Origin of the sequence: Palleronia sp. THAF1, assembly GCF_009363795.1 — a bacterium.
Taxonomy (GTDB): domain Bacteria; phylum Pseudomonadota; class Alphaproteobacteria; order Rhodobacterales; family Rhodobacteraceae; genus Palleronia.
Window position 1 is genome coordinate 598,946 of the sequence record NZ_CP045420.1, and the last position, 20,137, is coordinate 619,082.

The window sequence follows — 20,137 nt, forward strand, 5'->3', positions numbered from 1 at the left end:
CTTATGTCTCGTTCCGTATGGAAAGGCCCCTTTGTGGACGCGTACGTCCTCAAGAAGGCCGAGAAAACCCGCGAGAGCGGCCGCAACGAGGTCATCAAGATCTGGTCGCGCCGTTCCACCATCCTGCCGCAATTCGTTGGTCTGACCTTCGGCGTCTACAACGGGAAGAAGCACATCCCGGTGAATGTCTCCGAAGAGATGATCGGCCAGAAGTTCGGCGAATTCAGCCCGACGCGGACCTACTACGGTCACGCCGCCGACAAGAAGGCGAAGCGCAAATGAGCAAGGAAAAGAATCCCCGCCGCGTGGCCGATAATGAGGCTATGGCGAAGACGCGCATGCTGCGCACGTCTCCGCAGAAGCTGAACCTCGTCGCCGGTCTGATCCGTGGCAAGAAGGTGGAAAAGGCACTTGTCGATCTCACCTTCTCGAAGAAGCGTATCGCCGCTGACGTGAAGAAGTGCCTTCAGTCCGCCATCGCGAACGCCGAAAACAACCACAACCTGGACGTGGACGAGCTGATCGTCGCCGAGGCCTATGTGGGCAAGAACCTGACGCTCAAGCGCGGGCGTCCCCGTGCGCGGGGCCGGTTCGGCCGCATCATCAAGCCGTTCTCGGAGATCACCATCAAGGTCCGCCAGGTCGAGGAGCAAGCGAATGGGTAATAAAGTAAACCCGATCGGCATGCGGCTTCAGGTCAACCGGACCTGGGACAGCCGCTGGTACGCCGACACGAAGGACTACGGCGATCTTCTGATGGAAGACATCCGCATGCGGGAGTTCATCAAGGAAGAGTGCAAGGCCGCCGGCATCAGCCGCGTCATCATCGAGCGTCCGCACAAGAAGTGCCGTGTGACCATCCACACCGCGCGTCCGGGCGTCATCATCGGCAAGAAAGGCGCGGACATCGAGACGCTGCGCAAGAAGCTGGCTTCGATGACGGATAGCGAGCTGCACCTGAACGTGGTCGAAGTCCGCAAGCCGGAACTCGACGCCGCTCTGGTCGGTGAGTCCATCGCGCAGCAGCTGGAGCGCCGGGTGTCTTTCCGTCGCGCCATGAAGCGTGCGGTGCAGAACGCCATGCGTATGGGTGCCTTGGGTATCCGTGTGAACCTCGCAGGCCGCCTTGGCGGTGCCGAGATTGCCCGGACCGAATGGTACCGCGAGGGCCGCGTGCCCCTGCACACCCTGCGTGCCGATATCGACCACGCGACGATCGAGGCCAAGACGGCCTACGGGATCATCGGGATCAAGGTCTGGATCTTCAAAGGTGAGATCATGGAACATGACCCGCAGGCCCGCGATCGCCGTGCCCAGGAAATCCAAGACGGCCCGACGCCCCGTGGCGCCGGCGGCCGTCGTTAAGGAGGAATTGCCATGCTTCAGCCGAAGCGCACGAAATTCCGCAAGATGTTCAAGGGCCGTATCAGCGGCGAAGCGAAGGGCGGGTCTGACCTGAACTTCGGATCGTTCGGTCTGAAAGCCGTCGAGCCCGAGCGCATCACAGCGCGTCAGATCGAAGCTGCCCGCCGGGCCATGACGCGCCAGATGAAGCGTCAGGGTCGCGTGTGGATCCGCATCTTCCCCGACGTGCCCGTCACCGCCAAGCCCATCGAAGTGCGTATGGGTAAAGGCAAGGGCTCGGTCGACCGCTGGACCGCCAAGGTCAAGCCCGGCCGCGTGATGTTCGAACTGGACGGTGTGCCGGAAGACATCGCCCGCGAGGCCCTGCGCCTTGCCGCGATGAAGCTACCGATCAAAACGCGCGTCGTCGCGCGCGAAGACTGGTAGAACCAGTCTCGCGCGTAGTGCGGCATAGCATGTTGCGCAGCAAGATGCGGGCCGACACCCGGTAGAAATTGAATAGGGCAGGGGGAAACCTCTGCCCTATTCTTATTCTCAAAACCCAACCGATTTCCGGACCTCTTCCATGCCCCTCACCAACCTCTTCGCTTCCCCCCTCTACCGCGCCACCCTGTCGGACCATGGCGCCCTCGACATTTCCGAGTTGGAAGCGACCGCCATCGCGATCGCCGAGGATGACGAGGCCGGGCAGGAGTGGTGCGAAGAACAGGGCTATCCCGGCTACACTTCTTACGCCTCGCTGACCGACCTGCCGTGGCGCGCGCCGATCTTCGCCGATCTGGTGAAAGTGCTCGACGCCCACGTCGCCGCTTTCGCCGAAGACCTGCATCTGGATCTGGGAGAGGGGAAGCTGGTGCTGGAGGATATCTGGATCAATATCCTGCCCGAGGGTGGCAGCCACTCTGGCCACCTGCATCCCCATTCGGTGATCTCGGGCACAACCTATGTCGCCATGCCCGAAGGCACCTCCGCCATCCGTTTTGAGGACCCCCGCCACCCCATGATGATGGCCCACCCCCCGCGCAAAAAGGACGCGCCCGAAGCGCTGAAGCCCTTCGTCTACGTGCGACCAGAGGTCGGTGACGTCCTGCTGTGGGAGAGTTTCATCCGCCACGAAGTCCCGCTGAACATGAGCGAGGAAGAGCGGATTTCGGTGAGCTTCAATTATAAGTGGGTGTAAGGCCCGGTTCGCACGTTAGTGCGGCAAACGCTCCTGTGGAGCGTTTGAGGGCCGAACGGGCGGAGCCCTTTGCAGCAGTAAGCCGCTTCTCCGACAATGGGTGTTGCGTCCTGAGTGGATGCAAACTAAAGAGCGCCTTCATCCACCTCCACCGGGAATCAGGGTGACGTGTTCGCACGGCCCTCCGGTGATGTTGAAAGGCTAGAACAATGGCGCTTGAAGCGACCGATCTGCGGGGCAAGACCCCGGACGAGCTGCGCGATCAGCTTGCCCAGCTGAAGAAAGAGCAGTTCAACCTGCGTTTCCAGGCTGCGACGAACCAGATGGAAAACACCTCGCGTATGCGCATCGTCCGTCGTGACGTCGCCCGCGTGAAGACGATCCTGAACGAAAAGGCGCGTGACGCCGCCAAGACGGAGGCCTGAGTCCATGCCCAAGCGTATTCTCCAAGGCGTTGTCACGTCGAACCAGAACGAACAGACCATCACCGTCTCGGTCGAGCGTCGCTTCACGCACCCGCTGATGAAGAAGACCATCCGTAAGTCGAAGAAGTATCGCGCCCACGACGAGAACAATCAGTTCAACGTCGGCGACCTGGTCCGCATTCAGGAATGCGCGCCCAAGTCCAAGACGAAGGTCTGGGAAGTGATGACGCAAGAGATGATCGAAGCCTACGAGGCTGCTCGCGAAGAAGCAGCCAAGCAGCAGCAGATCGAAGATGCTCAGCGTCACGAAGAGAAAGAGGCCGCCCACTAAGGGAGGCCTGACCGCCCCGGCGTCGTCGGGGCGGGATACATACGAAACCCCAGGGGTGGTCCCTGAAGGTCGGGAGATAACTTATGATCCAGATGCAGACCAATCTGGATGTTGCTGACAACTCCGGCGCACGCCGAGTTCAGTGCATCAAGGTTCTGGGCGGGTCGAAGCGGAAGTATGCCTCGGTGGGCGACGTTATCGTCGTCTCCGTGAAAGAGGCCATTCCGCGCGGCCGCGTCAAGAAGGGCGACGTGCGCAAAGCCGTCGTCGTGCGTACCGCCAAAGAAGTGCGCCGCGAAGACGGCACCGCGATCCGTTTCGATCGCAACGCCGCCGTGATCCTCAACAACAACAACGAGCCGATCGGCACCCGTATCTTCGGGCCGGTTGTCCGTGAGCTTCGTGCCAAGAACTACATGAAGATCATCTCGCTCGCTCCGGAGGTGCTGTAATGGCTGCCAAACTCCGCAAAGGTGACAAGGTCATCGTCCTTGCCGGCAAGGACAAGGGGCAAGAGGGCGAGATCGCCCAGGTCATGCCCGCAAAGGGCAAGGCCGTCGTCGAGGGCGTGAACATGGCGATCCGCCACACGCGCCAGTCCCAGACCGACCAGGGCGGCCGCAAGCCGAAGGCCATGCCGATCGACCTGTCGAACCTGGCCCTGCTGGACGCCAACGGCAAAGCGACCCGCGTCGGCTTCCGCGAGGAAGACGGCAAGAAGGTCCGCTTCGCCAAGACCACGGGAGACGCGATCTGATGCTCGACCAAGCCAACTATACCCCGCGCCTCCGCGCGCAGTACCGCGACACGATCAAGGCCGCTCTGAAAGAAGAGTTCGGCTACAAGAACGACATGCAGATCCCTCGGCTCGACAAGATCGTGCTGAACATCGGTGCCGGTTCCGAGGCCGTTCGCGACTCCAAGAAAGCCAAGTCCGCGCAGGACGACTTGACCGCGATCACCGGCCAGCAGGCTGTCGTGACCAAGGCCAAGAAGTCCATCGCCGGCTTCCGCGTTCGTGAAGACATGCCGCTGGGTGCGAAAGTGACCCTGCGCGGCGACCGGATGTATGACTTTCTGGATCGTCTGATCACCGTGGCGATGCCCCGCATCCGGGACTTTCGCGGCGTGAAGCCTTCGTTCGATGGCCGTGGCAACTTCGCCATGGGCATGAAAGAGCACATCGTTTTCCCCGAGATCAACTTCGACAAGGTCGATGAAGTCTGGGGCATGGACGTTATCATCGTCACCACCGCGGCCACCGATGCCGAAGCGAAGGCACTGTTGAAGCAATTCAACATGCCGTTCAGCAGCTGAGCCTGGAGGATATCATGGCCAAGAAAGCAATGATCGAACGCGAGAAGAAGCGTCAGGCTCTGGTGGATCGCTACGCCGCCAAGCGCGCCGAACTCAAGGGCATCGCCCGCGACGAGTCCAAGCCGATGGAAGAGCGGTTCAAGGCCCAGTTGAAGCTGGCCAAACTGCCCCGCAATTCCTCCGCGACCCGTCTTCACAACCGCTGCCAGCTGACCGGCCGCCCGCACGCCTACTACCGTAAGCTGCGCATGAGCCGGATCGCGATGCGGGATCTCGGCAGCACCGGGCAGATCCCCGGTCTCGTCAAGTCCAGCTGGTAAGGAGGGAATAGTATGAACGATCCTCTCGGCGATATGCTCACCCGCATCCGCAACGCGCAGATGCGTGGCAAGTCCACCGTCATCACCCCCGCCTCGAAGCTGCGGGCCTGGGTTCTCGATGTTCTGGCCGACGAAGGCTACATCCGTGGTTACGAAGAAACCAAGGATGTGAACGGCCATCCGGCGATCGAGATCAGCCTGAAGTACTACGAAGGCACCCCGGTCATCAAAGACCTGCGTCGCGTTTCGACCCCTGGTCGTCGCGTGTACTCGGGCGTCAACGACATTCCGTCCGTCCGTCAGGGCCTTGGCGTGTCCATCGTCTCGACCCCCAAGGGCGTGATGTCGGACCAGTCCGCGCGCTCTGCCAATGTCGGCGGCGAAGTGCTCTGCACCGTCTTCTAAGGAGGGATTTCCCATGTCTCGTATCGGAAAACGACCCGTCGAGCTTCCCTCTGGTGTAGAGGCGAACGTCGACGGTCAGACCATCACGATCAAAGGCCCCAAGGGCCAGCGGTCGTTCAAGGCCACGGACGATGTGTCGATCGCTGTCGAAGACGGCGCGATCAGCGTAACGCCCCGTGGTTCCTCGAAGCGCGCGCGCCAGCAGTGGGGCATGTCCCGCACCATGGTCGCGAACCTCGTTCAAGGCGTGACCACCGGCTTCAAGAAAGAGCTGGAGATTCAGGGCGTGGGTTACCGCGCAGCTCTTCAGGGCAACGTACTGAAGCTGAACTTGGGTCTGTCGCACGATGTTGACTTCCCCGTGCCGGAAGGCGTCACGATCACGGTCCCCAAGCAGACCGAGATCGTCGTCGAAGGCAACGATGAGCAGCAGGTGGGTCAGGTCGCGGCCAACATCCGCGAATGGCGCCGTCCCGAGCCCTACAAAGGCAAGGGCATCCGCTATAAGGGCGAGTTTATCTTCCGCAAGGAAGGCAAGAAGAAGTAAGGACCGGATAGAATGGCTAATACAAAACTCCAGCTGTTCCAGAAGCGCCGTCTGCGCGTCCGGAACAAGCTTCGCAAGGTGGCCAACGGCAAGCTTCGGCTGTCGATCCACCGCTCGAACAAGAACATCCACGCCCAGCTCATCGACGATGTGCAGGGTGTGACGCTCGCCTCCGCTTCCACTCTGGAGAAGGATCTGGGCGTCGTGGGCAAGAACAACCGCGAAGCAGCGGCGAAGGTCGGATCGGCCATCGCCGAGCGTGCCAAGGCGAAGGGCCACGAAGAGGCTTATTTCGACCGCGGCGGCTTTCTGTATCATGGCACCGTCAAGGCCTTGGCCGACGCGGCGCGTGAAGGCGGCTTGAAGCTGTAAGAACCAGTAGGGGGGTCGTTCGCGGCCCCCCTCGATGATCCGGGCCTTTGGGCACCAAGGATCGACACGAACAGGGTGCGAGGCGCCCGCTGAATGAAGGAGCCATCCGAATGGCAAGAGACGACAATCGCGGCGGACGCCGCAACCAGCGGGACGAGAACCCGGAATTCGCCGATCGCCTTGTCGCGATCAACCGCGTGTCGAAGACCGTCAAGGGCGGTAAGCGCTTTGGCTTCGCCGCACTCGTCGTTGTCGGCGACCAGCGTGGCCGCGTCGGCTTCGGCAAGGGTAAGGCCAAGGAAGTTCCCGAGGCGATCCGCAAGGGCACCGAGGCCGCCAAGCGCAACATGATGCGCGTCGCCCTGAAAGACGGCCGCACGCTTCACCACGACGTCAACGGTCACCACGGTGCCGGTAAGGTCGTCATGCGCACCGCGCCGCAGGGTACGGGCATCATCGCCGGTGGCCCGATGCGCGCCGTGTTCGAGATGCTGGGCGTTCAGGACGTCGTTGCGAAGTCCAACGGCTCGCAGAACCCCTACGCCATGATCCGCGCCACGCTGGACGGTCTGCGTAACCAGTCGAGCCCCCGTTCGGTCGCGCAGCGTCGCGGCAAGAAGGTCGCCGATATTCTGCCCAAGCGCGACGAGGCACCCGACTCGTCCAGCCAAGTCGCCGAGGAGGCCTAAACCATGGCAAAGACAATCGTCGTCAAGCAGGTGGGTTCGCCCATCCGTCGCCCCGCCATCCAGCGCAAGACGCTGGTCGGTCTGGGACTGAACAAGATGCACCGCACCCGTGAGTTGGAAGATACTCCTTCCGTCCGCGGCATGGTCAACAAGATCCCGCACCTGGTGCAGATCATCGAAGAGCGCGGCTAAAGCCTCTTCGATAGCAAATCAAAACGCCCCGGACCCGAAATGGTCCGGGGCGTTTTCGTTTACAGACCCAACGCTAACGGCCCGATGAACTGGAAGATCAGCGTGATGAGGATCACGCCGACGACGTTCAGGACGACACCGCCCCTGACCATCTGTCCAATTGTCACGTTGCCCGTGCCGAAGACAATGGCGTTCGGCGGCGTGCCCACTGGCAGCATGAAGGCACAGGTTGCCGCGAAGGCGGCTGGGACCAGAAGGCCAAGCGGCTCTGCCCCGATGCCGATAGCAACGCCGCCCAGCACGGGAATGAAGGTCGCGGCCGTCGCGGTGTTCGACGTGATCTCTGTCAGGAACAGCACGATCAGAACGACAGACCCCACCAATAGGATCGATGGCAGCGACCCAAGCCCGCTGACCTGCGCGCCGAACCATTCGTCCAACCCACTAGAGGCCACAGCTCCCGCAAGGCTAAGACCACCGCCGAAGAGCAATAGCACGCCCCACGGCAATCCTTCCTCTGCGTCGCGCCAAGACATCAGCATCTCGCCCGATCTGGCGGGCAAAAGGAACAGCGCCACACCTGCGGAGATGGCGATCACGGTATCGTCGAAGACGTCGATGCCACCCAATTCGGGGATACCCGATAACAGACCGGGCAGCACCCAGAACGCCGCTGCACCGACGAATACCGCCGCCACCAGCTTTTCGGCGCGGCTCATCGCGCCGAGCTTCTTGATCTCGCCCTGGATCATCTCTTGCCCGCCGGGGATTTCGTCCAGCTTGAAACGATACAGGACGTTGGTCATCAGTAGCCATCCGATCACGATGAAGATCGAGGCCAAGGGCACACCGATCATCATCCATTGCAGAAAGCCGATCTCTACCCCAGCTCGTCCGACGCATAGCCCGCGACGATAGCGTTTGGCGGCGACCCCAGCAGCGTCCCAAGTCCACCCATCGACGCTGACCATGCAATCGCCAAGGTCAGGCAAACGCCGAACGTTTTGATATTTGGGTCTGACACCGCGTCGGAAATCGTGCCTTTCTCCAAGGCGGCCTGCATGTCCTCGCCAGTTTGATCGCCCTTGCTGCGCTCGACCACCAGCGCCAGCACCGACAAGCCGATGGGCAGCATCATCAGGGTCGTCGCGGTGTTCGACACCCACATCGACAGAAAGCCTGTGGCGATCATCATGCCCAGCACGATCCGTTTTGGCGCAACGCCGACCTTCTCCAGCACCATCAACGCGATTCGCCGGTGCAGGTCCCACTTCTCCATGGCGATGGCGATCAGAAAGCCACCGACGAACAGAAAGACGATGGAACTGGCATAGGGCGCTGTGGCCTCTCCGACGGACGTCTCCGTCAGCGCGGGCAACAGGATGATCGGCAGCAGGGACGTGATGGGTAGCGGAACGCACTCCGTCATCCACCACACAGCCATCAAGGCGGCGACAGAGGCGACGGCACGCGCGTCCGGTGTCAGGTCCTCTGCGGCCCCAAGCGCCATGTAAACGATCAGAGCAAGGCCGACGCCCAGTAATCGCAGTACCCAAGTCGACGTTTGCGATGAAGATCGACCTTCCTCGGTGTCGCCTAGTCCTTGATCCTCTACTGGTTTCGACATCCTGCACCCTCCACTACACACACAGAATGACATGGACCGATCGCACGGTTGCTCAAGCCTGCATCTTGACCGTTCGCACCGATCGCGATACGCGCCGCCTTTCAAGCAACGCCGTGTCCCCCTCATCCGCTTCCCGGAGGGGTCGTCCGGCAAGACAGGAGAAGCGATATGAAACTGAATGAACTGCGCGACAACGACGGCGCGGCCAAGAAAGCCAAGCGCATTGGCCGTGGTCCCGGCTCTGGCAAGGGCAAGACCGCCGGTCGCGGTATCAAGGGTCAAAAGTCCCGTTCGGGTGTGGCCATCAAGGGTTACGAGGGTGGCCAGATGCCGCTCTACCAGCGTCTGCCCAAGCGTGGCTTCAACAACATCAACCGCAAAGAGCACGCGGTCGTGAACCTGGGCCTGATCCAGAAGTTCATCGACGCGGGCAAACTGGGCGCCGAGATCACCGAGACCGAGCTTCTTGATTCGGGCCTGATCCGTCGCCGCAAGGACGGTATCCGTCTGCTCGCCAAGGGTGAGATCACGACGGCCGTCAAGATCACCGTGGCCGGTGCGTCGGCCGGTGCGATCGAAGCGGTCGAGAAGGCCGGCGGCTCTGTCACCGTGACCCAGCCCAAGAAGGAAAGCTCGGAAGCCTGATCCAAGGCAATCCAGCTTCTGAACAGGCCGCATCCCACCGGGTGCGGCCTTTTTCACTCTGACGCCTCATTCCACCATTGAAATCCAAGGTCACGGACCGATGTCCGCCCCATGAACGACCCGCGAATCGATCTTTGGTTCAACGACTGGTCGCGCATCGGCGCCATCGGCGTCGGCGCGCTGTTTTTCTTCGTCTTCGCGGTTCTTTTGATGCGCGTTCTTGGAAAGCGCACCACGTCGCAGATGAACAACTTCGACTGGATCATCACGGTCGCCATCGGCAGCCTCGCCTCGTCCGGCATCCTGCTGAAAGACGTGTCCATCGCCGATGCCGCCTTCGCGATGGTGGTTCTGGGCCTGTGCCAATGGGCAACCACGTGGTCCGTCATTCAGGCGCCGTGGATCGCGCGGGCCGTGAAACCAACGCCGCAGCTTCTGGTCCACCGGGGTGAGATGCTGAACGATGCTTTGCGGCGCGAGCGTATCTCGACCGACGAACTCTACGGTCGCCTGCGCGAACACGGCTACACGAATGTCGAAGCGGTCAAATGGGTCGTTTTGGAAACCGACGGCCGCATGACCGTCATCCCCTTCGGGGACGAGGATCGCGACGTTCGGATCGATAATGCGGACCTGATGGGCAACGTGCGCGGCGTAGACTCCATGCGCACGAAACAGGAAGACGACCCCCAGACCACGCCGGAAGAAAAAACCTGAACGCAACGGGACGGGGAACGAGGTTGCGCCGCCTCGCGCACGCCTCTACATCACCTTGAGTTTTCCGCCGCCCGTCCGGTGCGGCTTCCGTGATCTATTCAAGAGGCTCCCATGGCATCAGCAGCCGAGCAGATGGCCGCAAACATGAGCTGGTCCGCCTTCGGCAAGGCGACCGAGCTGCGCGCCCGCATCCTGTATGCCCTTGCACTTCTGTGCGTCTACCGACTGGGCACCTATATTCCGGTGCCGGGCATCGACGGCAGCGCGCTGCGCGATTTCATGGATCAGGCCAGTTCCGGTCTGGGCGGCATGCTTAACATCTTCACCGGTGGCGCGATCAGCCGGATGGGGATCTTCGCCCTTGGCATCATGCCCTACATCTCGGCTTCGATCATCGTTCAGTTGATGACTGCGATGGTCCCGCAGCTGGAACAGTTGAAGAAAGAGGGTGAGCAGGGCCGCAAGAAGATCAACCAGTACACGCGTTACGGCACGGTCTTCCTTGCGACGTTCCAGGCCTACGGTCTCGCCGTTTCGCTGGAAGCCGGTGGCCTTGTGACCGATCCCGGCTGGTTCTTCCGCATCGCCTGCCTGATTACGCTGGTCGGCGGCACCATGTTCCTGATGTGGCTGGGCGAACAGATCACCCAGCGTGGCATCGGCAATGGTATTTCGCTGATCATCTTCGTCGGCATCATCGCAGAGCTTCCCGCCGCCTTGGCGCAGTTCCTCGCCTCTGGTCGCGCCGGTGCCATCAGCCCCGCCGTCATCATCGGCATCCTGCTGATGGTTGTGGCTGTTCTTGCCTTCGTGGTGTTCATGGAACGCAGCTTGCGCAAGATCCACATCCAGTATCCGCGCCGTCAGGTCGGGATGAAAGTCTACGATGGCGGCTCTTCGCACCTGCCGATCAAGGTGAACCCCGCGGGCGTCATCCCCGCGATCTTTGCCTCGTCGCTGCTGTTGCTGCCGACCACGCTGGCCACCTTCTCCGGCGGTCAGTCCGGCCCCGTGATCTCGACCCTGCTGGCCTACTTCGGCCCCGGTCAGCCTCTTTACTTCCTGTTCTTCGCGGGCATGATCGTGTTCTTCACGTATTTCTACACCGCCAACGTCGCCTTCAAATCCGAAGAGGTGGCCGAGAACCTGAAGAACCAGAACGGCTTCATTCCCGGCATCCGTCCCGGCAAGCGCACCGAAGAGTATCTGGACTACGTGGTCGCACGCGTGCTGGTGCTGGGTTCCGCCTATCTGGCCGCCGTCTGTGTCCTGCCGGAAATCATCCGCAGTCAGGCGGGCGTGCCGTTCATCTTCGGCGGCACCTCGATCCTGATTGTCGTGTCTGTCACGATGGATACGATCCAGCAGGTGCAAAGCCATCTTCTGGCGCACCAATACGAAGGGCTCATTGAAAAATCACAGCTTCGCGGCAAGAAGCGAGGCCGTAAAGGCCCGACGCGCGCGGGCAGTGGGGGAGGAAATCGCCGTTGACCACCAATATCATTCTGCTCGGACCGCCGGGGGCCGGTAAAGGCACGCAAGCGCGCAAGCTGGAGGAGGACCGCGGCATGACCCAGCTGTCCACCGGCGACATGCTGCGCGCCGCGCGCACCTCGGGCACCGAGATGGGCAACCGCGTTGCAGAAGTCATGGACCGTGGAGAGCTCGTCACCGACGAGATCGTCATCGGCCTGATCGAAGAGCGCCTTGAAAGCGACGATACCAACGGCTTCATCTTCGATGGATTCCCCCGCACGCTGGCGCAGGCCGACGCTCTGGGGCAGTTGCTGGAGAAGAAGGGCCAAAGCCTTGATGCCGTGATCGAGATGCAGGTGAACGACGAGGCGCTGGTCAAGCGCATCACCGCACGTTCGACATGCGCGAGCTGTGGCGAAGTCTACAACGACATCACCAAGCCGATCCCTGATGACGGCAAGTGCGAAAACTGCGGTGGCACCGAGTTCAAGCGTCGCGACGACGACAACGAAGACAGCCTGCGCACGCGTCTTTTGGAATACTACAAAAAGACGTCGCCGCTGATCGGCTACTACTACGCCTTGGAAAAGTTGAGGCGCGTCGATGGCCTGGCAGAGATCGAAGAGGTCGCCACCGCGATCAAATCTGAACTGGACGCCTAGGCTATTGGCCCTGCTAGATCAAAAAGGCGACACCTTCCCGGTGTCGCCTTTTTCACGTCTTGTCAGCCGATCCACGCCGATCACGGATATGGCACTTTGAGAATCGCGGGACCTGCCGATAGCGTGGTCGCAATAACAAAAGCAGACCCGAGGCAGACCTATGACAATCGCAGTTACAGCGACGCTTGCCGTCGCCCTATTGGCCGCCGTTTTCACCGTTGGCGGCATCGTCCTTCTGGTCAATTCGTCGGATACGGACTGAGCCCCTACGGCCGACTTGTAGACCCAGACCACAAGACCCATATCCGCTGTCCCGAAAGGGGCGGCGGGCTTTCGCGCGTCGGCCTTGACCACGCGGCGAATCCCGACTAAGGCGCACTGTCCGCAAGGACACGTCCGGCGTTCGCGCCCCGACATACACCGAATGACATGGGTCTGCCGCACGGAAGTGCCGCGCACCTGCGTTGTGAAAAAAGGGCCTGGAACCACGGGCTCGCAACGAAGAGGAAGATATACCTTGGCACGTATCGCAGGGGTCAACATCCCCACCGCCAAGCGCGTTCCCATCGCGCTGACCTACGTGACCGGCATCGGCCGGTCTTCTGCCGTCGAAATCTGCGAAGCGGTCGGCATCGACGCCTCCCGCCGCGTGAACGAGCTTTCGGACGCTGAAGTCCTGAAGCTGCGCGAGCACATCGACGAGAACTATACCGTTGAAGGCGACCTGCGCCGTGAGACGCAGATGAACATCAAGCGTCTGATGGATCTGGGCTGCTACCGTGGCCTGCGTCACCGTCGGAACCTCCCTGTGCGCGGTCAGCGTACGCACACCAACGCTCGCACGCGCAAAGGCCCCGCGAAGGCCATTGCCGGCAAGAAGAAGTAAAGGGAGACCGTAGCTATGGCACGTGATCGTCGCGCATCCGCGAAGAAGAAGGTTTCCAAGAACATCGCCGCTGGCGTTGCTCATGTGAACTCGTCGTTCAACAACACTAAGATCCTGATCTCGGACGTCCAGGGCAACGCGATTGCCTGGTCCTCGGCAGGCACCATGGGTTTCAAGGGGTCGCGTAAGTCGACCCCCTACGCCGCCCAGATGGCCGCTGAAGACGCTGGCAAGAAGGCCCAGGAACATGGCGTCCGCACGCTGGAAGTCGAAGTGCAGGGCCCCGGTTCGGGCCGGGAATCGGCGCTTCGTGCGCTGGCCGCCGCTGGCTTCAACATCACGTCGATTCGCGACGTGACGCCGATGGCCCACAACGGATGCCGTCCGCCCAAGCGCCGCCGCGTCTAATCGGACTTCGAATTACCGGCAGGCCGCGCGGTTTTCGCTCGGCCTGTCGCTGTCGTTTTTAACCCTCGGGTGTCGGGGCTTGCCGCATGGGCCGCCGACGGGAATTGAGGAGACAACATGCTTCAGAAAAATTGGCAGGAATTGATCAAGCCGCAGCAGCTTGAGGTCAAGCCGGGCAACAACCCCGCGCGCCAGGCGACCGTGATCGCCGAACCGCTGGAGCGTGGCTTCGGCCTGACGCTCGGCAACGCCCTGCGTCGCGTTCTGATGTCGTCGCTGCAAGGTGCCGCCATCACGACCGTCCAGATCGACAACGTGCTGCACGAGTTCAGCTCGGTCGCAGGTGTGCGCGAAGACGTGACCGACATTGTCCTCAATCTCAAGGGCGTCGCGATCAAGATGGAAGTCGAGGGCCCCAAGCGCGTCTCGATTTCGGCCAAGGGTCCGATGGTCGTCACCGCCGGTGATATTTCCGTCAGCCAGGGCATCGAGGTTCTGAACAAGGATCACGTGCTGTGTCACCTTGACGATGGCGCCGACCTGTTCATGGAAATGACCGTGAACACGGGCAAGGGCTACGTCTCTGCCGACAAGAACCGCCCCGAGGATGCGCCCATTGGCTTGATGCCGATCGACGCGATCTACTCGCCCATTCGCAAGGTAAGCTATGATGTGCAGCCCACCCGTGAGGGCCAGGTGCTGGACTATGACAAGCTGACGTTGAAGCTTGAAACTGACGGTTCGCTGACGCCGGATGACGCCGTGGCCTATGCTGCCCGCATCCTGCAGGACCAACTGTCGATCTTCGTCAACTTTGATGAGCCCGATCAGGGTGGCGCGGCCTCCGACGACGATGGCCTGGAGTTCAACCCGCTTCTGCTGAAGAAAGTGGACGAGCTGGAGCTTTCGGTCCGTTCGGCCAACTGCCTGAAGAACGACAACATCGTCTACATCGGTGATCTGATCCAGAAAACCGAAGCCGAGATGTTGCGCACCCCCAACTTCGGCCGCAAATCCTTGAACGAAATCAAGGAAGTGCTGTCGGGCATGGGTCTGCACCTTGGTATGGACGTCGAGGAATGGCCGCCCGAGAACATCGAGGATCTGGCCAAGAAGTTCGAAGACAACTTCTAAGATACTTCGCGGGGGCGCTTGATCGCCCCCGCATCACGACCGGGCATTCGCCCCAAGGAGAGTTGGTGACACGCATCGCCGGCCAGACAAAGCAAAACACGCTAAAGGATTGAAACCATGCGTCACTCTCGCGGATACCGCCGCCTCAACCGTACCCACGAACACCGCAAGGCGCTGTTCGCCAACATGTCCGGCTCACTGATCGAGCACGAGCAAATCAAGACGACCCTGCCCAAGGCGAAAGAGCTTCGGCCCATCGTCGAAAAGCTGATCACGCTTGCCAAGCGCGGCGATCTGCACGCGCGCCGTCAGGCCGCGTCGCAGCTGAAGCAGGACCAGTATGTCGCCAAGTTGTTCGACGTGCTTGGCCCCCGCTACGCCGAGCGTCAGGGCGGCTACGTCCGCATCCTGAAAGCCGGTTTCCGCTATGGCGACATGGCCCCGATGGCGATCATCGAGTTCGTCGATCGTGACCGCGACGCCAAAGGCGCGGGCGACCGTGCGCGTCTCGAAGCCGAAGACGCCGAATGAATTAGCGATCCACCTGCGCCCCAACACTGGGCGCAGGTGACCCGCGTCGGGCATTCGATGGTAGCCCACGCTCCGCATCGCGCCTAAAAGTGCTGTGATGCCTGATCTCTTCGATACACCCTCTGCCCCGCAGTCCCCCACGAACGCCCCGCGTCCGTTGGCTGACCGTCTGCGTCCGCAAGTCTTGGCCGATGTGATCGGCCAACGTCAGGTGATCGGCCCCGATTCGCCTCTGGGCGTCATGCTGGCTTCTGGCGCACTGTCCAGCATCGTCTTCTGGGGGCCGCCCGGCGTTGGCAAAACGACCATCGCACGGCTTCTGGCGCACGAGACTGACCTGCACTTCGTGCAGATCAGCGCGATTTTCACCGGCGTGCCGGATCTGCGCAAGGTATTCGAAGCCGCTCGGATGCGTCGCCAGAACGGGCAGGGGACGCTGCTGTTTGTCGATGAGATCCACCGTTTCAACAAGGCGCAGCAGGACAGCTTTCTGCCCCACATGGAAGACGGCACGATCCTTCTGGTTGGCGCCACGACAGAGAATCCTTCGTTCGAATTGAACGCCGCGCTATTGTCCCGCGCGCAGGTGCTGGTGCTGGAAAGGTTGGATCTGACCGATCTGGAACTGCTGGCGCAGCGGGCCGAGAAGGAACTGGGCCGTGGGCTGCCGCTGACCGGCCCCGCACGAGAGCAACTGCTCGAGATGGCCGATGGCGACGGGCGTGCGCTGCTGAACCTGATCGAACAGGTCGCGGCGTGGAAAATCGACGGCAAGCTTGATCCCGATGCGCTTCAGAAGCGTCTGCAAAGGCGCGCGTCGCAATACGACAAGTCGGGCGATGCGCATTACAACCTGATCTCTGCACTACATAAATCGGTGCGCGGCTCAGATCCCGATGCTGCCTTGTATTGGCTTGCGCGGATGCTGACCGGCGGGGAAGACCCTCGCTATCTTGCCCGCCGCATCACGCGCATGGCGGTCGAGGATATTGGTCTGGCCGATCCGCAGGCCCACCGCGTCTGCCTGGACGCGTGGGAAACCTACGAACGTCTGGGCAGCCCCGAAGGCGAGTTGGCGCTGGCACAAGCGGTCACCTATCTGGCGCTCGCCCCCAAATCCAACGCGGGCTACGCGGCCTTCAAAGAAGCGATGCGCGCGGCCAAGACCACCGGGTCAGAGCCTCCGCCGAAGATCATCCGCAACGCGCCGACGCGGCTGATGAAGGACGAAGGCTATGGCGCAGGGTATGAGTACGACCACGACGCCGAAGAAGGCTTCTCGGGCCAGAACTACTTCCCAGATGGCATGAAACGCGGGGTCTACTACGTGCCCAAGGAGCGTGGGTTCGAGCGCGAATTGAAGAAGCGGTTGGACTGGTTCGTGCAGGCGCGCGCCAAGCGGCAGGCCAAGGGGGATTGACCTTGGACGCAACGCGGCACAGGGGACGACCATGATCGGAACACTCGCACAGGTCGCTATCGGCGGCGCAATCGGGGCCTCGGCCCGTTTCGGCCTTGGCCTATGGATCACGCGTATCGCGGGGCCGGGCTTTCCGCTGGCCGTGATGACCTGCAACGTGATCGGGTCGCTGTTGATGGGCCTGTTCATCGTGACGGCGGCGCAGCGCGGTCTGACCCATCTATCGCCCTTGGTAGCCACCGGGTTGCTGGGCGGTTTCACCACATTTTCTGCCTTCTCGCTGGAGGCTGTCACCATGATGGAACGGGGCGAAGCGGGGCAGGCGGCGGCTTACATTCTGCTGTCAGTGGGCGCGTCCATTGGCGGCCTTTACGCCGGTTTGATGATCGCACGGGGGCTTTTCACATGAGTGGGGTTCACACGCGCAAGATCGAGGCGGGCGAGGGCGATCAACGTCTGGATCGCTGGTTCCGCAAGCACTACCCGCAGGTGCCGCAGGGTCGTATCGAAAAGATGTGTCGCAAGGGCGAGATCCGCGTCGATGGCGGTCGCGTGAAAACCGCGACCCGCGTTGAAGAGGGGCAAGAGGTTCGTATCCCGCCGCTGCCCGACACACCCGCGCCCGCCGTGCATCGCAGCGACGCCCATGTCAGCGACGCCGACGCCAAGATGATCCGCGCCGCCGTGATCTACCGCGATGACCACATTATCGCCATCAACAAGCCGCCGGGGCTGCCGACGCAGGGCGGATCGAAGCAGTTGCGCCACGTGGATCAGATGTCCGAGGCGCTGCGCGACGGCTTCGACGACAAGCCCAAGCTGGTGCACCGGCTGGATAAGGATACCTCTGGCGTCCTGCTGCTTGCCCGCACGCGGGAAGCCGCGAAGGGTCTGACCGAAGCCCTGCGCCACAAGGCGACGCGCAAGATCTACTGGGCCGCTGTCGCGGGCGTGCCGCAGCCGAAAATGGGCACGATCAAGTATGGGCTGGTGAAGGCCGCCGGTCATGGGGCGTCCGGCGAGGGCGAGAAGATGATCTGCCTGCATCCACGCGACGTGGCCGACACGCCCGGCGCCAAGCGGGCCGAAACAGACTTCATCGTACTGTCGGCCCTTGGCGGCCGCCTGTCTTGGTGCGCGTTGGAGCCGATTACGGGCCGAACGCACCAGCTGCGTGCGCATATGTCAGAGCTGGGCCATCCGATCATCGGCGACGGCAAGTATGGCGGGTCCGGGCAAGAGAACCTTGGCGATGGCTGGGGCGCGCAGTTGGGCGGCGACCTGTCGAAGAAGCTGCACCTGCACGCGCGTTCGATGATGTTCCAGCATCCGGTAACCCACGCGCAGATCAATCTGACTGCGCCGCTGCCGGATCATATGAAGCGCACTTGGGCCTCGCTGGAATGGGACGTGGGCGATGTGCCTGACGATCCGTTCGACCCAAGCTGACGGGGGCGGTCGCCAGCGCGCGGTCGAAGACTAGCTTGCGCGGCAGGCGATACGGAGAAAAGCATGACGAATTGGGCGGCACGACGGTTCTGGAAAGAAGCGAAGGGCGAGCAGGTGGCCGATGGCTGGCAGGTGATGCTGGACACCCGCCCGATCCGCACCCCCGCCGGAGCGGCACTGGTGGTGCCGACCCAGCCGCTGGCCGGTGCCATCGCCTCCGAATGGGACGCGCAGGAAGACATCGTCGACCCGCGCACCATGCCGATGACGCGCACTGCCAATTCGGCAATAGACAAGGTCGCACCCCAGAAGAACGCCGTCGTCTCGATCCTGTCGGACTACGGCGCGACCGATTTGCTCAGCTACCGCGCCGACAGCCCTCGTGCGTTGATGATGCGACAGTCCCAGCTGTGGGATCCTATCCTTGAGTGGGCGGATCGCGAGTTGGGCGCGCGGTTGGCCGTGACCGAAGGCGTCATGCCTGTGCCGCAGGATGGTGCGGCGCTGGACAGGTTGACCGCTCCGATGCTGGCGATGTCGGCCTTCCAGCTGGCGGCGTTTCACGATCTCGTCGCCCTTTCCGGGTCTTTGGTTCTCGCGCACGCCACGACACAGGGGGTCCATTCACCGTCAGAGGCGTGGGAATTGTCGCGGCTGGACGAGGACTGGCAGGCCGAGCAATGGGGTGAAGACGAGGAAGCGCGGGATGCTGCCGACCGCAAGCGGGCATCTTTTCTCGAAGCGCATCGTTTTTGGGCACTCGCGTCCTGACCTTACGTCATAAGCTGAATCGCCTGTTTCGCTAGGTATTTCACCGCCCTGCGAACGGTTTCGTGGGGCGCCGCACCTTGACGACCCGTGATGAATAGCCTCACAATTTGGCATCCGTTCCCGGACTCCGGGTTCTGGAACGACCGCCGGTTCACTCCGGCATAATTCAGCCGACCCGAAAGTGGTCGGAACATCTCGGGAGAGTAAGCATGAAAACTACCGTATTTCTTGGTGCTACCGCCGCGGCCGCGCTGTGTGCTGGCGTCGCCGGCGCTGCTACGCTTGACGACGTTCAGTCGCGTGGCACGCTGAACTGTGGCGTGACGACCGGCCTTGTTGGCTTTGCTGCACCCAACGCCTCTGGCGAGTGGGAAGGCTTCGACGTCGCCCTGTGCCGTGCCGTCGCCGCCGCCGTTCTGGGCGATCCGACCGCTGTCGAGTTCGTTCCGACGACCGGCAAGACGCGCTTCACCGCATTGTCCTCGGGCGAGATCGACATGCTGGCGCGCAACACCACCTGGACGTTCAGCCGCGACACCGACTTGGCGTTCGAATTCACCGGCATCAACTACTACGATGGTCAGGGCTTCATGGTCCCGAAGGATCTGGGCGTGACCTCTGCCAAGGATCTGGATGGTGCAACGATTTGCGTCCAGACCGGTACCACGACCGAGCTGAACCTTGCCGACTTCTTCCGCAAGAACAACATCAGCTATGAGCCGGTCCCGATCGAAACCAACGCGGAAGCGCAGCAGCAATACCTCGCCGGTGCCTGTGACGGCTACACCACCGATGCCTCCGGTCTGGCCGCGACCCGTGCCACGTTCGAAGATCCGACCGCGCACGTGATCCTGCCGGAAATCATCTCGAAAGAGCCGCTGGGCCCGCTGGTCCGTCACGGTGACAGCGAGTGGGGCGATGTGGTCCGCTGGACACTCAACGCCCTGATCGCTGCCGAAGAGTACGGCGTGACCTCGGCCAACGTGACCGATCTGGCCGGTGCCGCGGGCGATAGCCCCGAGGTGAACCGCCTGCTGGGTTCCGAAGGCAACCTGGGTGAGATGATCGGCCTTGAAGCCGACTGGGCCGTCAACGCCATCTCGGCCGGCGGCAACTACGGCGAGGTCTTCGCGAAGAACATCGGCGAAGAGACCCCCATCGGTCTGGCGCGCGGCCTGAACGCGCAGTGGACCGAAGGCGGCCTGCTGTATTCGCCCCCCTTCCGCTAAGTCGATCCAGCCGGGGGCGGGCATCCGCCGCGCCCCCGG

General features: G+C 62.1%; 29 protein-coding genes and 1 pseudogene. 29 read left to right on the plus strand and 1 reads right to left on the minus strand.

From position 1 onward, the window contains the following. Positions 1-3 precede the first annotated feature (3 nt). From rpsS to rpmD, 16 genes are all read left to right on the plus strand, one after another. Entirely contained in the window at positions 4-282 is a 279-nt protein-coding gene (gene rpsS, locus FIU81_RS02910) for a 30S ribosomal protein S19 (RefSeq protein ID WP_124111446.1), read from the plus strand. Continuing rightward, positions 279-665 (plus strand): 50S ribosomal protein L22, encoded by a 387-nt coding sequence (gene rplV / locus FIU81_RS02915; RefSeq protein ID WP_124111447.1) that lies wholly within the window; start codon positions 279-281, stop codon positions 663-665. Before rpsS ends, rplV begins: the two co-directional genes overlap by 4 nt. Next, a complete protein-coding gene (gene rpsC / locus FIU81_RS02920; protein WP_124111448.1) occupies positions 658-1,365 on the plus strand; it encodes a 30S ribosomal protein S3 in 708 nt (235 codons plus the stop codon). Before rplV ends, rpsC begins: the two co-directional genes overlap by 8 nt. 12 nt (positions 1,366-1,377) lie before the next feature. Further along, entirely contained in the window at positions 1,378-1,791 is a 414-nt protein-coding gene (rplP, locus tag FIU81_RS02925; RefSeq protein WP_124111449.1) for a 50S ribosomal protein L16, read from the plus strand. 139 nt (positions 1,792-1,930) lie between these two features. Beyond that, positions 1,931-2,545 carry a TIGR02466 family protein gene (locus tag FIU81_RS02930; RefSeq protein ID WP_124111450.1) on the plus strand — a complete coding sequence of 205 codons (615 nt, stop codon included), beginning with the start codon at positions 1,931-1,933 and terminating at the stop codon, positions 2,543-2,545. Positions 2,546-2,754: 209 nt separating this feature from the next. Continuing rightward, the gene (gene rpmC, locus FIU81_RS02935) at positions 2,755-2,970 is read left to right on the plus strand and encodes a 50S ribosomal protein L29 (protein WP_124111451.1); all 216 of its coding nucleotides are present in this window, start codon (positions 2,755-2,757) and stop codon (positions 2,968-2,970) included. 4 nt (positions 2,971-2,974) lie between these two features. Next, complete coding sequence (rpsQ, locus tag FIU81_RS02940) at positions 2,975-3,301, plus strand: 30S ribosomal protein S17 (protein ID WP_124111452.1); 327 nt, start codon at positions 2,975-2,977, stop codon at positions 3,299-3,301. Positions 3,302-3,384: 83 nt separating this feature from the next. Further along, complete coding sequence (gene rplN / locus FIU81_RS02945; RefSeq protein ID WP_124111453.1) at positions 3,385-3,753, plus strand: 50S ribosomal protein L14; 369 nt, start codon at positions 3,385-3,387, stop codon at positions 3,751-3,753. Further along, positions 3,753-4,058: a 50S ribosomal protein L24 gene (rplX, locus tag FIU81_RS02950; RefSeq protein WP_124111454.1), complete on the plus strand. Its 306-nt coding sequence runs from the start codon at positions 3,753-3,755 to the stop codon at positions 4,056-4,058. The genes rplN and rplX overlap by 1 nt, the downstream gene beginning before the upstream one ends. Further along, positions 4,058-4,618 carry a 50S ribosomal protein L5 gene (gene rplE / locus FIU81_RS02955; protein ID WP_124111455.1) on the plus strand — a complete coding sequence of 187 codons (561 nt, stop codon included), beginning with the start codon at positions 4,058-4,060 and terminating at the stop codon, positions 4,616-4,618. Before rplX ends, rplE begins: the two co-directional genes overlap by 1 nt. 14 nt (positions 4,619-4,632) lie before the next feature. Then, the gene (rpsN, locus tag FIU81_RS02960; protein WP_124111456.1) at positions 4,633-4,938 is read left to right on the plus strand and encodes a 30S ribosomal protein S14; all 306 of its coding nucleotides are present in this window, start codon (positions 4,633-4,635) and stop codon (positions 4,936-4,938) included. 12 nt (positions 4,939-4,950) lie between these two features. Next, a complete protein-coding gene (gene rpsH, locus FIU81_RS02965; RefSeq protein ID WP_124111457.1) occupies positions 4,951-5,343 on the plus strand; it encodes a 30S ribosomal protein S8 in 393 nt (130 codons plus the stop codon). A 13-nt stretch (positions 5,344-5,356) separates the two neighbouring features. Beyond that, positions 5,357-5,890 carry a 50S ribosomal protein L6 gene (gene rplF / locus FIU81_RS02970; protein WP_124111458.1) on the plus strand — a complete coding sequence of 178 codons (534 nt, stop codon included), beginning with the start codon at positions 5,357-5,359 and terminating at the stop codon, positions 5,888-5,890. A gap of 12 nt (positions 5,891-5,902) precedes the next feature. After that, positions 5,903-6,262, plus strand: a complete 360-nt coding sequence (gene rplR / locus FIU81_RS02975) for a 50S ribosomal protein L18 (protein WP_124111459.1) — start codon at positions 5,903-5,905, stop codon at positions 6,260-6,262. A gap of 110 nt (positions 6,263-6,372) precedes the next feature. Then, positions 6,373-6,951, plus strand: a complete 579-nt coding sequence (rpsE, locus tag FIU81_RS02980; protein WP_124111460.1) for a 30S ribosomal protein S5 — start codon at positions 6,373-6,375, stop codon at positions 6,949-6,951. 3 nt (positions 6,952-6,954) lie between these two features. Beyond that, positions 6,955-7,143 carry a 50S ribosomal protein L30 gene (gene rpmD, locus FIU81_RS02985; RefSeq protein ID WP_124111461.1) on the plus strand — a complete coding sequence of 63 codons (189 nt, stop codon included), beginning with the start codon at positions 6,955-6,957 and terminating at the stop codon, positions 7,141-7,143. Between the two features lie 59 nt (positions 7,144-7,202). Here rpmD and FIU81_RS17125 read toward each other — a convergent pair. Beyond that, positions 7,203-8,896, minus strand: a pseudogene (locus FIU81_RS17125) (SLC13 family permease). A 42-nt stretch (positions 8,897-8,938) separates the two neighbouring features. Between FIU81_RS17125 and rplO the strand changes: the two are divergent. From rplO to FIU81_RS03055, 13 genes are all read left to right on the plus strand, one after another. Continuing rightward, entirely contained in the window at positions 8,939-9,415 is a 477-nt protein-coding gene (gene rplO, locus FIU81_RS02995) for a 50S ribosomal protein L15 (protein WP_124111462.1), read from the plus strand. Between the two features lie 111 nt (positions 9,416-9,526). After that, a complete protein-coding gene (locus FIU81_RS03000; RefSeq protein WP_124111463.1) occupies positions 9,527-10,132 on the plus strand; it encodes a DUF421 domain-containing protein in 606 nt (201 codons plus the stop codon). A gap of 111 nt (positions 10,133-10,243) precedes the next feature. Beyond that, a complete protein-coding gene (secY, locus tag FIU81_RS03005; RefSeq protein WP_124111464.1) occupies positions 10,244-11,623 on the plus strand; it encodes a preprotein translocase subunit SecY in 1,380 nt (459 codons plus the stop codon). Beyond that, a complete protein-coding gene (locus tag FIU81_RS03010; protein WP_124111465.1) occupies positions 11,620-12,270 on the plus strand; it encodes an adenylate kinase in 651 nt (216 codons plus the stop codon). The genes secY and FIU81_RS03010 overlap by 4 nt, the downstream gene beginning before the upstream one ends. Before the next feature lie 517 nt (positions 12,271-12,787). After that, the gene (gene rpsM, locus FIU81_RS03015; RefSeq protein ID WP_124111466.1) at positions 12,788-13,156 is read left to right on the plus strand and encodes a 30S ribosomal protein S13; all 369 of its coding nucleotides are present in this window, start codon (positions 12,788-12,790) and stop codon (positions 13,154-13,156) included. 15 nt (positions 13,157-13,171) lie between these two features. Beyond that, on the plus strand, positions 13,172-13,564 hold the full coding sequence (gene rpsK, locus FIU81_RS03020) for a 30S ribosomal protein S11 (RefSeq protein ID WP_124111467.1): 393 nt from the start codon (positions 13,172-13,174) through the stop codon (positions 13,562-13,564). Between the two features lie 117 nt (positions 13,565-13,681). Continuing rightward, positions 13,682-14,698 (plus strand): DNA-directed RNA polymerase subunit alpha, encoded by a 1,017-nt coding sequence (locus FIU81_RS03025; protein ID WP_124111468.1) that lies wholly within the window; start codon positions 13,682-13,684, stop codon positions 14,696-14,698. A 117-nt stretch (positions 14,699-14,815) separates the two neighbouring features. Beyond that, positions 14,816-15,229, plus strand: a complete 414-nt coding sequence (rplQ, locus tag FIU81_RS03030) for a 50S ribosomal protein L17 (protein ID WP_124111469.1) — start codon at positions 14,816-14,818, stop codon at positions 15,227-15,229. A 97-nt stretch (positions 15,230-15,326) separates the two neighbouring features. Further along, on the plus strand, positions 15,327-16,649 hold the full coding sequence (locus tag FIU81_RS03035) for a replication-associated recombination protein A (RefSeq protein ID WP_124111470.1): 1,323 nt from the start codon (positions 15,327-15,329) through the stop codon (positions 16,647-16,649). Between the two features lie 31 nt (positions 16,650-16,680). Further along, a complete protein-coding gene (crcB, locus tag FIU81_RS03040) occupies positions 16,681-17,058 on the plus strand; it encodes a fluoride efflux transporter CrcB (protein WP_124111471.1) in 378 nt (125 codons plus the stop codon). Further along, complete coding sequence (locus tag FIU81_RS03045; RefSeq protein WP_124111472.1) at positions 17,055-18,098, plus strand: RluA family pseudouridine synthase; 1,044 nt, start codon at positions 17,055-17,057, stop codon at positions 18,096-18,098. Before crcB ends, FIU81_RS03045 begins: the two co-directional genes overlap by 4 nt. A gap of 63 nt (positions 18,099-18,161) precedes the next feature. Beyond that, positions 18,162-18,869, plus strand: coding sequence for an ATP12 family chaperone protein (locus FIU81_RS03050; RefSeq protein ID WP_124111473.1), 708 nt, complete (start codon positions 18,162-18,164; stop codon positions 18,867-18,869). A 209-nt stretch (positions 18,870-19,078) separates the two neighbouring features. After that, the gene (locus tag FIU81_RS03055; protein ID WP_124111474.1) at positions 19,079-20,098 is read left to right on the plus strand and encodes an amino acid ABC transporter substrate-binding protein; all 1,020 of its coding nucleotides are present in this window, start codon (positions 19,079-19,081) and stop codon (positions 20,096-20,098) included. The last annotated feature ends 39 nt before the right edge of the window (positions 20,099-20,137 follow it).

Bases quoted from the DNA above. Each gene is read 5' to 3' on its own strand.
- rpsS (WP_124111446.1), top strand. From the start codon at position 4: ATGTCTCGTTCCGTATGGAAAGGCCCCTTTGTGGACGCGTACGTCCTC.
- rplV (WP_124111447.1), top strand. From the start codon at position 279: ATGAGCAAGGAAAAGAATCCCCGCCGCGTGGCCGATAATGAGGCTATG.
- rpsC (WP_124111448.1), top strand. From the start codon at position 658: ATGGGTAATAAAGTAAACCCGATCGGCATGCGGCTTCAGGTCAACCGG.
- rplP (WP_124111449.1), top strand. From the start codon at position 1,378: ATGCTTCAGCCGAAGCGCACGAAATTCCGCAAGATGTTCAAGGGCCGT.
- FIU81_RS02930 (WP_124111450.1), top strand. From the start codon at position 1,931: ATGCCCCTCACCAACCTCTTCGCTTCCCCCCTCTACCGCGCCACCCTG.
- rpmC (WP_124111451.1), top strand. From the start codon at position 2,755: ATGGCGCTTGAAGCGACCGATCTGCGGGGCAAGACCCCGGACGAGCTG.
- rpsQ (WP_124111452.1), top strand. From the start codon at position 2,975: ATGCCCAAGCGTATTCTCCAAGGCGTTGTCACGTCGAACCAGAACGAA.
- rplN (WP_124111453.1), top strand. From the start codon at position 3,385: ATGATCCAGATGCAGACCAATCTGGATGTTGCTGACAACTCCGGCGCA.
- rplX (WP_124111454.1), top strand. From the start codon at position 3,753: ATGGCTGCCAAACTCCGCAAAGGTGACAAGGTCATCGTCCTTGCCGGC.
- rplE (WP_124111455.1), top strand. From the start codon at position 4,058: ATGCTCGACCAAGCCAACTATACCCCGCGCCTCCGCGCGCAGTACCGC.
- rpsN (WP_124111456.1), top strand. From the start codon at position 4,633: ATGGCCAAGAAAGCAATGATCGAACGCGAGAAGAAGCGTCAGGCTCTG.
- rpsH (WP_124111457.1), top strand. From the start codon at position 4,951: ATGAACGATCCTCTCGGCGATATGCTCACCCGCATCCGCAACGCGCAG.
- rplF (WP_124111458.1), top strand. From the start codon at position 5,357: ATGTCTCGTATCGGAAAACGACCCGTCGAGCTTCCCTCTGGTGTAGAG.
- rplR (WP_124111459.1), top strand. From the start codon at position 5,903: ATGGCTAATACAAAACTCCAGCTGTTCCAGAAGCGCCGTCTGCGCGTC.
- rpsE (WP_124111460.1), top strand. From the start codon at position 6,373: ATGGCAAGAGACGACAATCGCGGCGGACGCCGCAACCAGCGGGACGAG.
- rpmD (WP_124111461.1), top strand. From the start codon at position 6,955: ATGGCAAAGACAATCGTCGTCAAGCAGGTGGGTTCGCCCATCCGTCGC.
- rplO (WP_124111462.1), top strand. From the start codon at position 8,939: ATGAAACTGAATGAACTGCGCGACAACGACGGCGCGGCCAAGAAAGCC.
- FIU81_RS03000 (WP_124111463.1), top strand. From the start codon at position 9,527: ATGAACGACCCGCGAATCGATCTTTGGTTCAACGACTGGTCGCGCATC.
- secY (WP_124111464.1), top strand. From the start codon at position 10,244: ATGGCATCAGCAGCCGAGCAGATGGCCGCAAACATGAGCTGGTCCGCC.
- rpsK (WP_124111467.1), top strand. From the start codon at position 13,172: ATGGCACGTGATCGTCGCGCATCCGCGAAGAAGAAGGTTTCCAAGAAC.
- FIU81_RS03025 (WP_124111468.1), top strand. From the start codon at position 13,682: ATGCTTCAGAAAAATTGGCAGGAATTGATCAAGCCGCAGCAGCTTGAG.
- rplQ (WP_124111469.1), top strand. From the start codon at position 14,816: ATGCGTCACTCTCGCGGATACCGCCGCCTCAACCGTACCCACGAACAC.
- FIU81_RS03035 (WP_124111470.1), top strand. From the start codon at position 15,327: ATGCCTGATCTCTTCGATACACCCTCTGCCCCGCAGTCCCCCACGAAC.
- crcB (WP_124111471.1), top strand. From the start codon at position 16,681: ATGATCGGAACACTCGCACAGGTCGCTATCGGCGGCGCAATCGGGGCC.
- FIU81_RS03045 (WP_124111472.1), top strand. From the start codon at position 17,055: ATGAGTGGGGTTCACACGCGCAAGATCGAGGCGGGCGAGGGCGATCAA.
- FIU81_RS03050 (WP_124111473.1), top strand. From the start codon at position 18,162: ATGACGAATTGGGCGGCACGACGGTTCTGGAAAGAAGCGAAGGGCGAG.
- FIU81_RS03055 (WP_124111474.1), top strand. From the start codon at position 19,079: ATGAAAACTACCGTATTTCTTGGTGCTACCGCCGCGGCCGCGCTGTGT.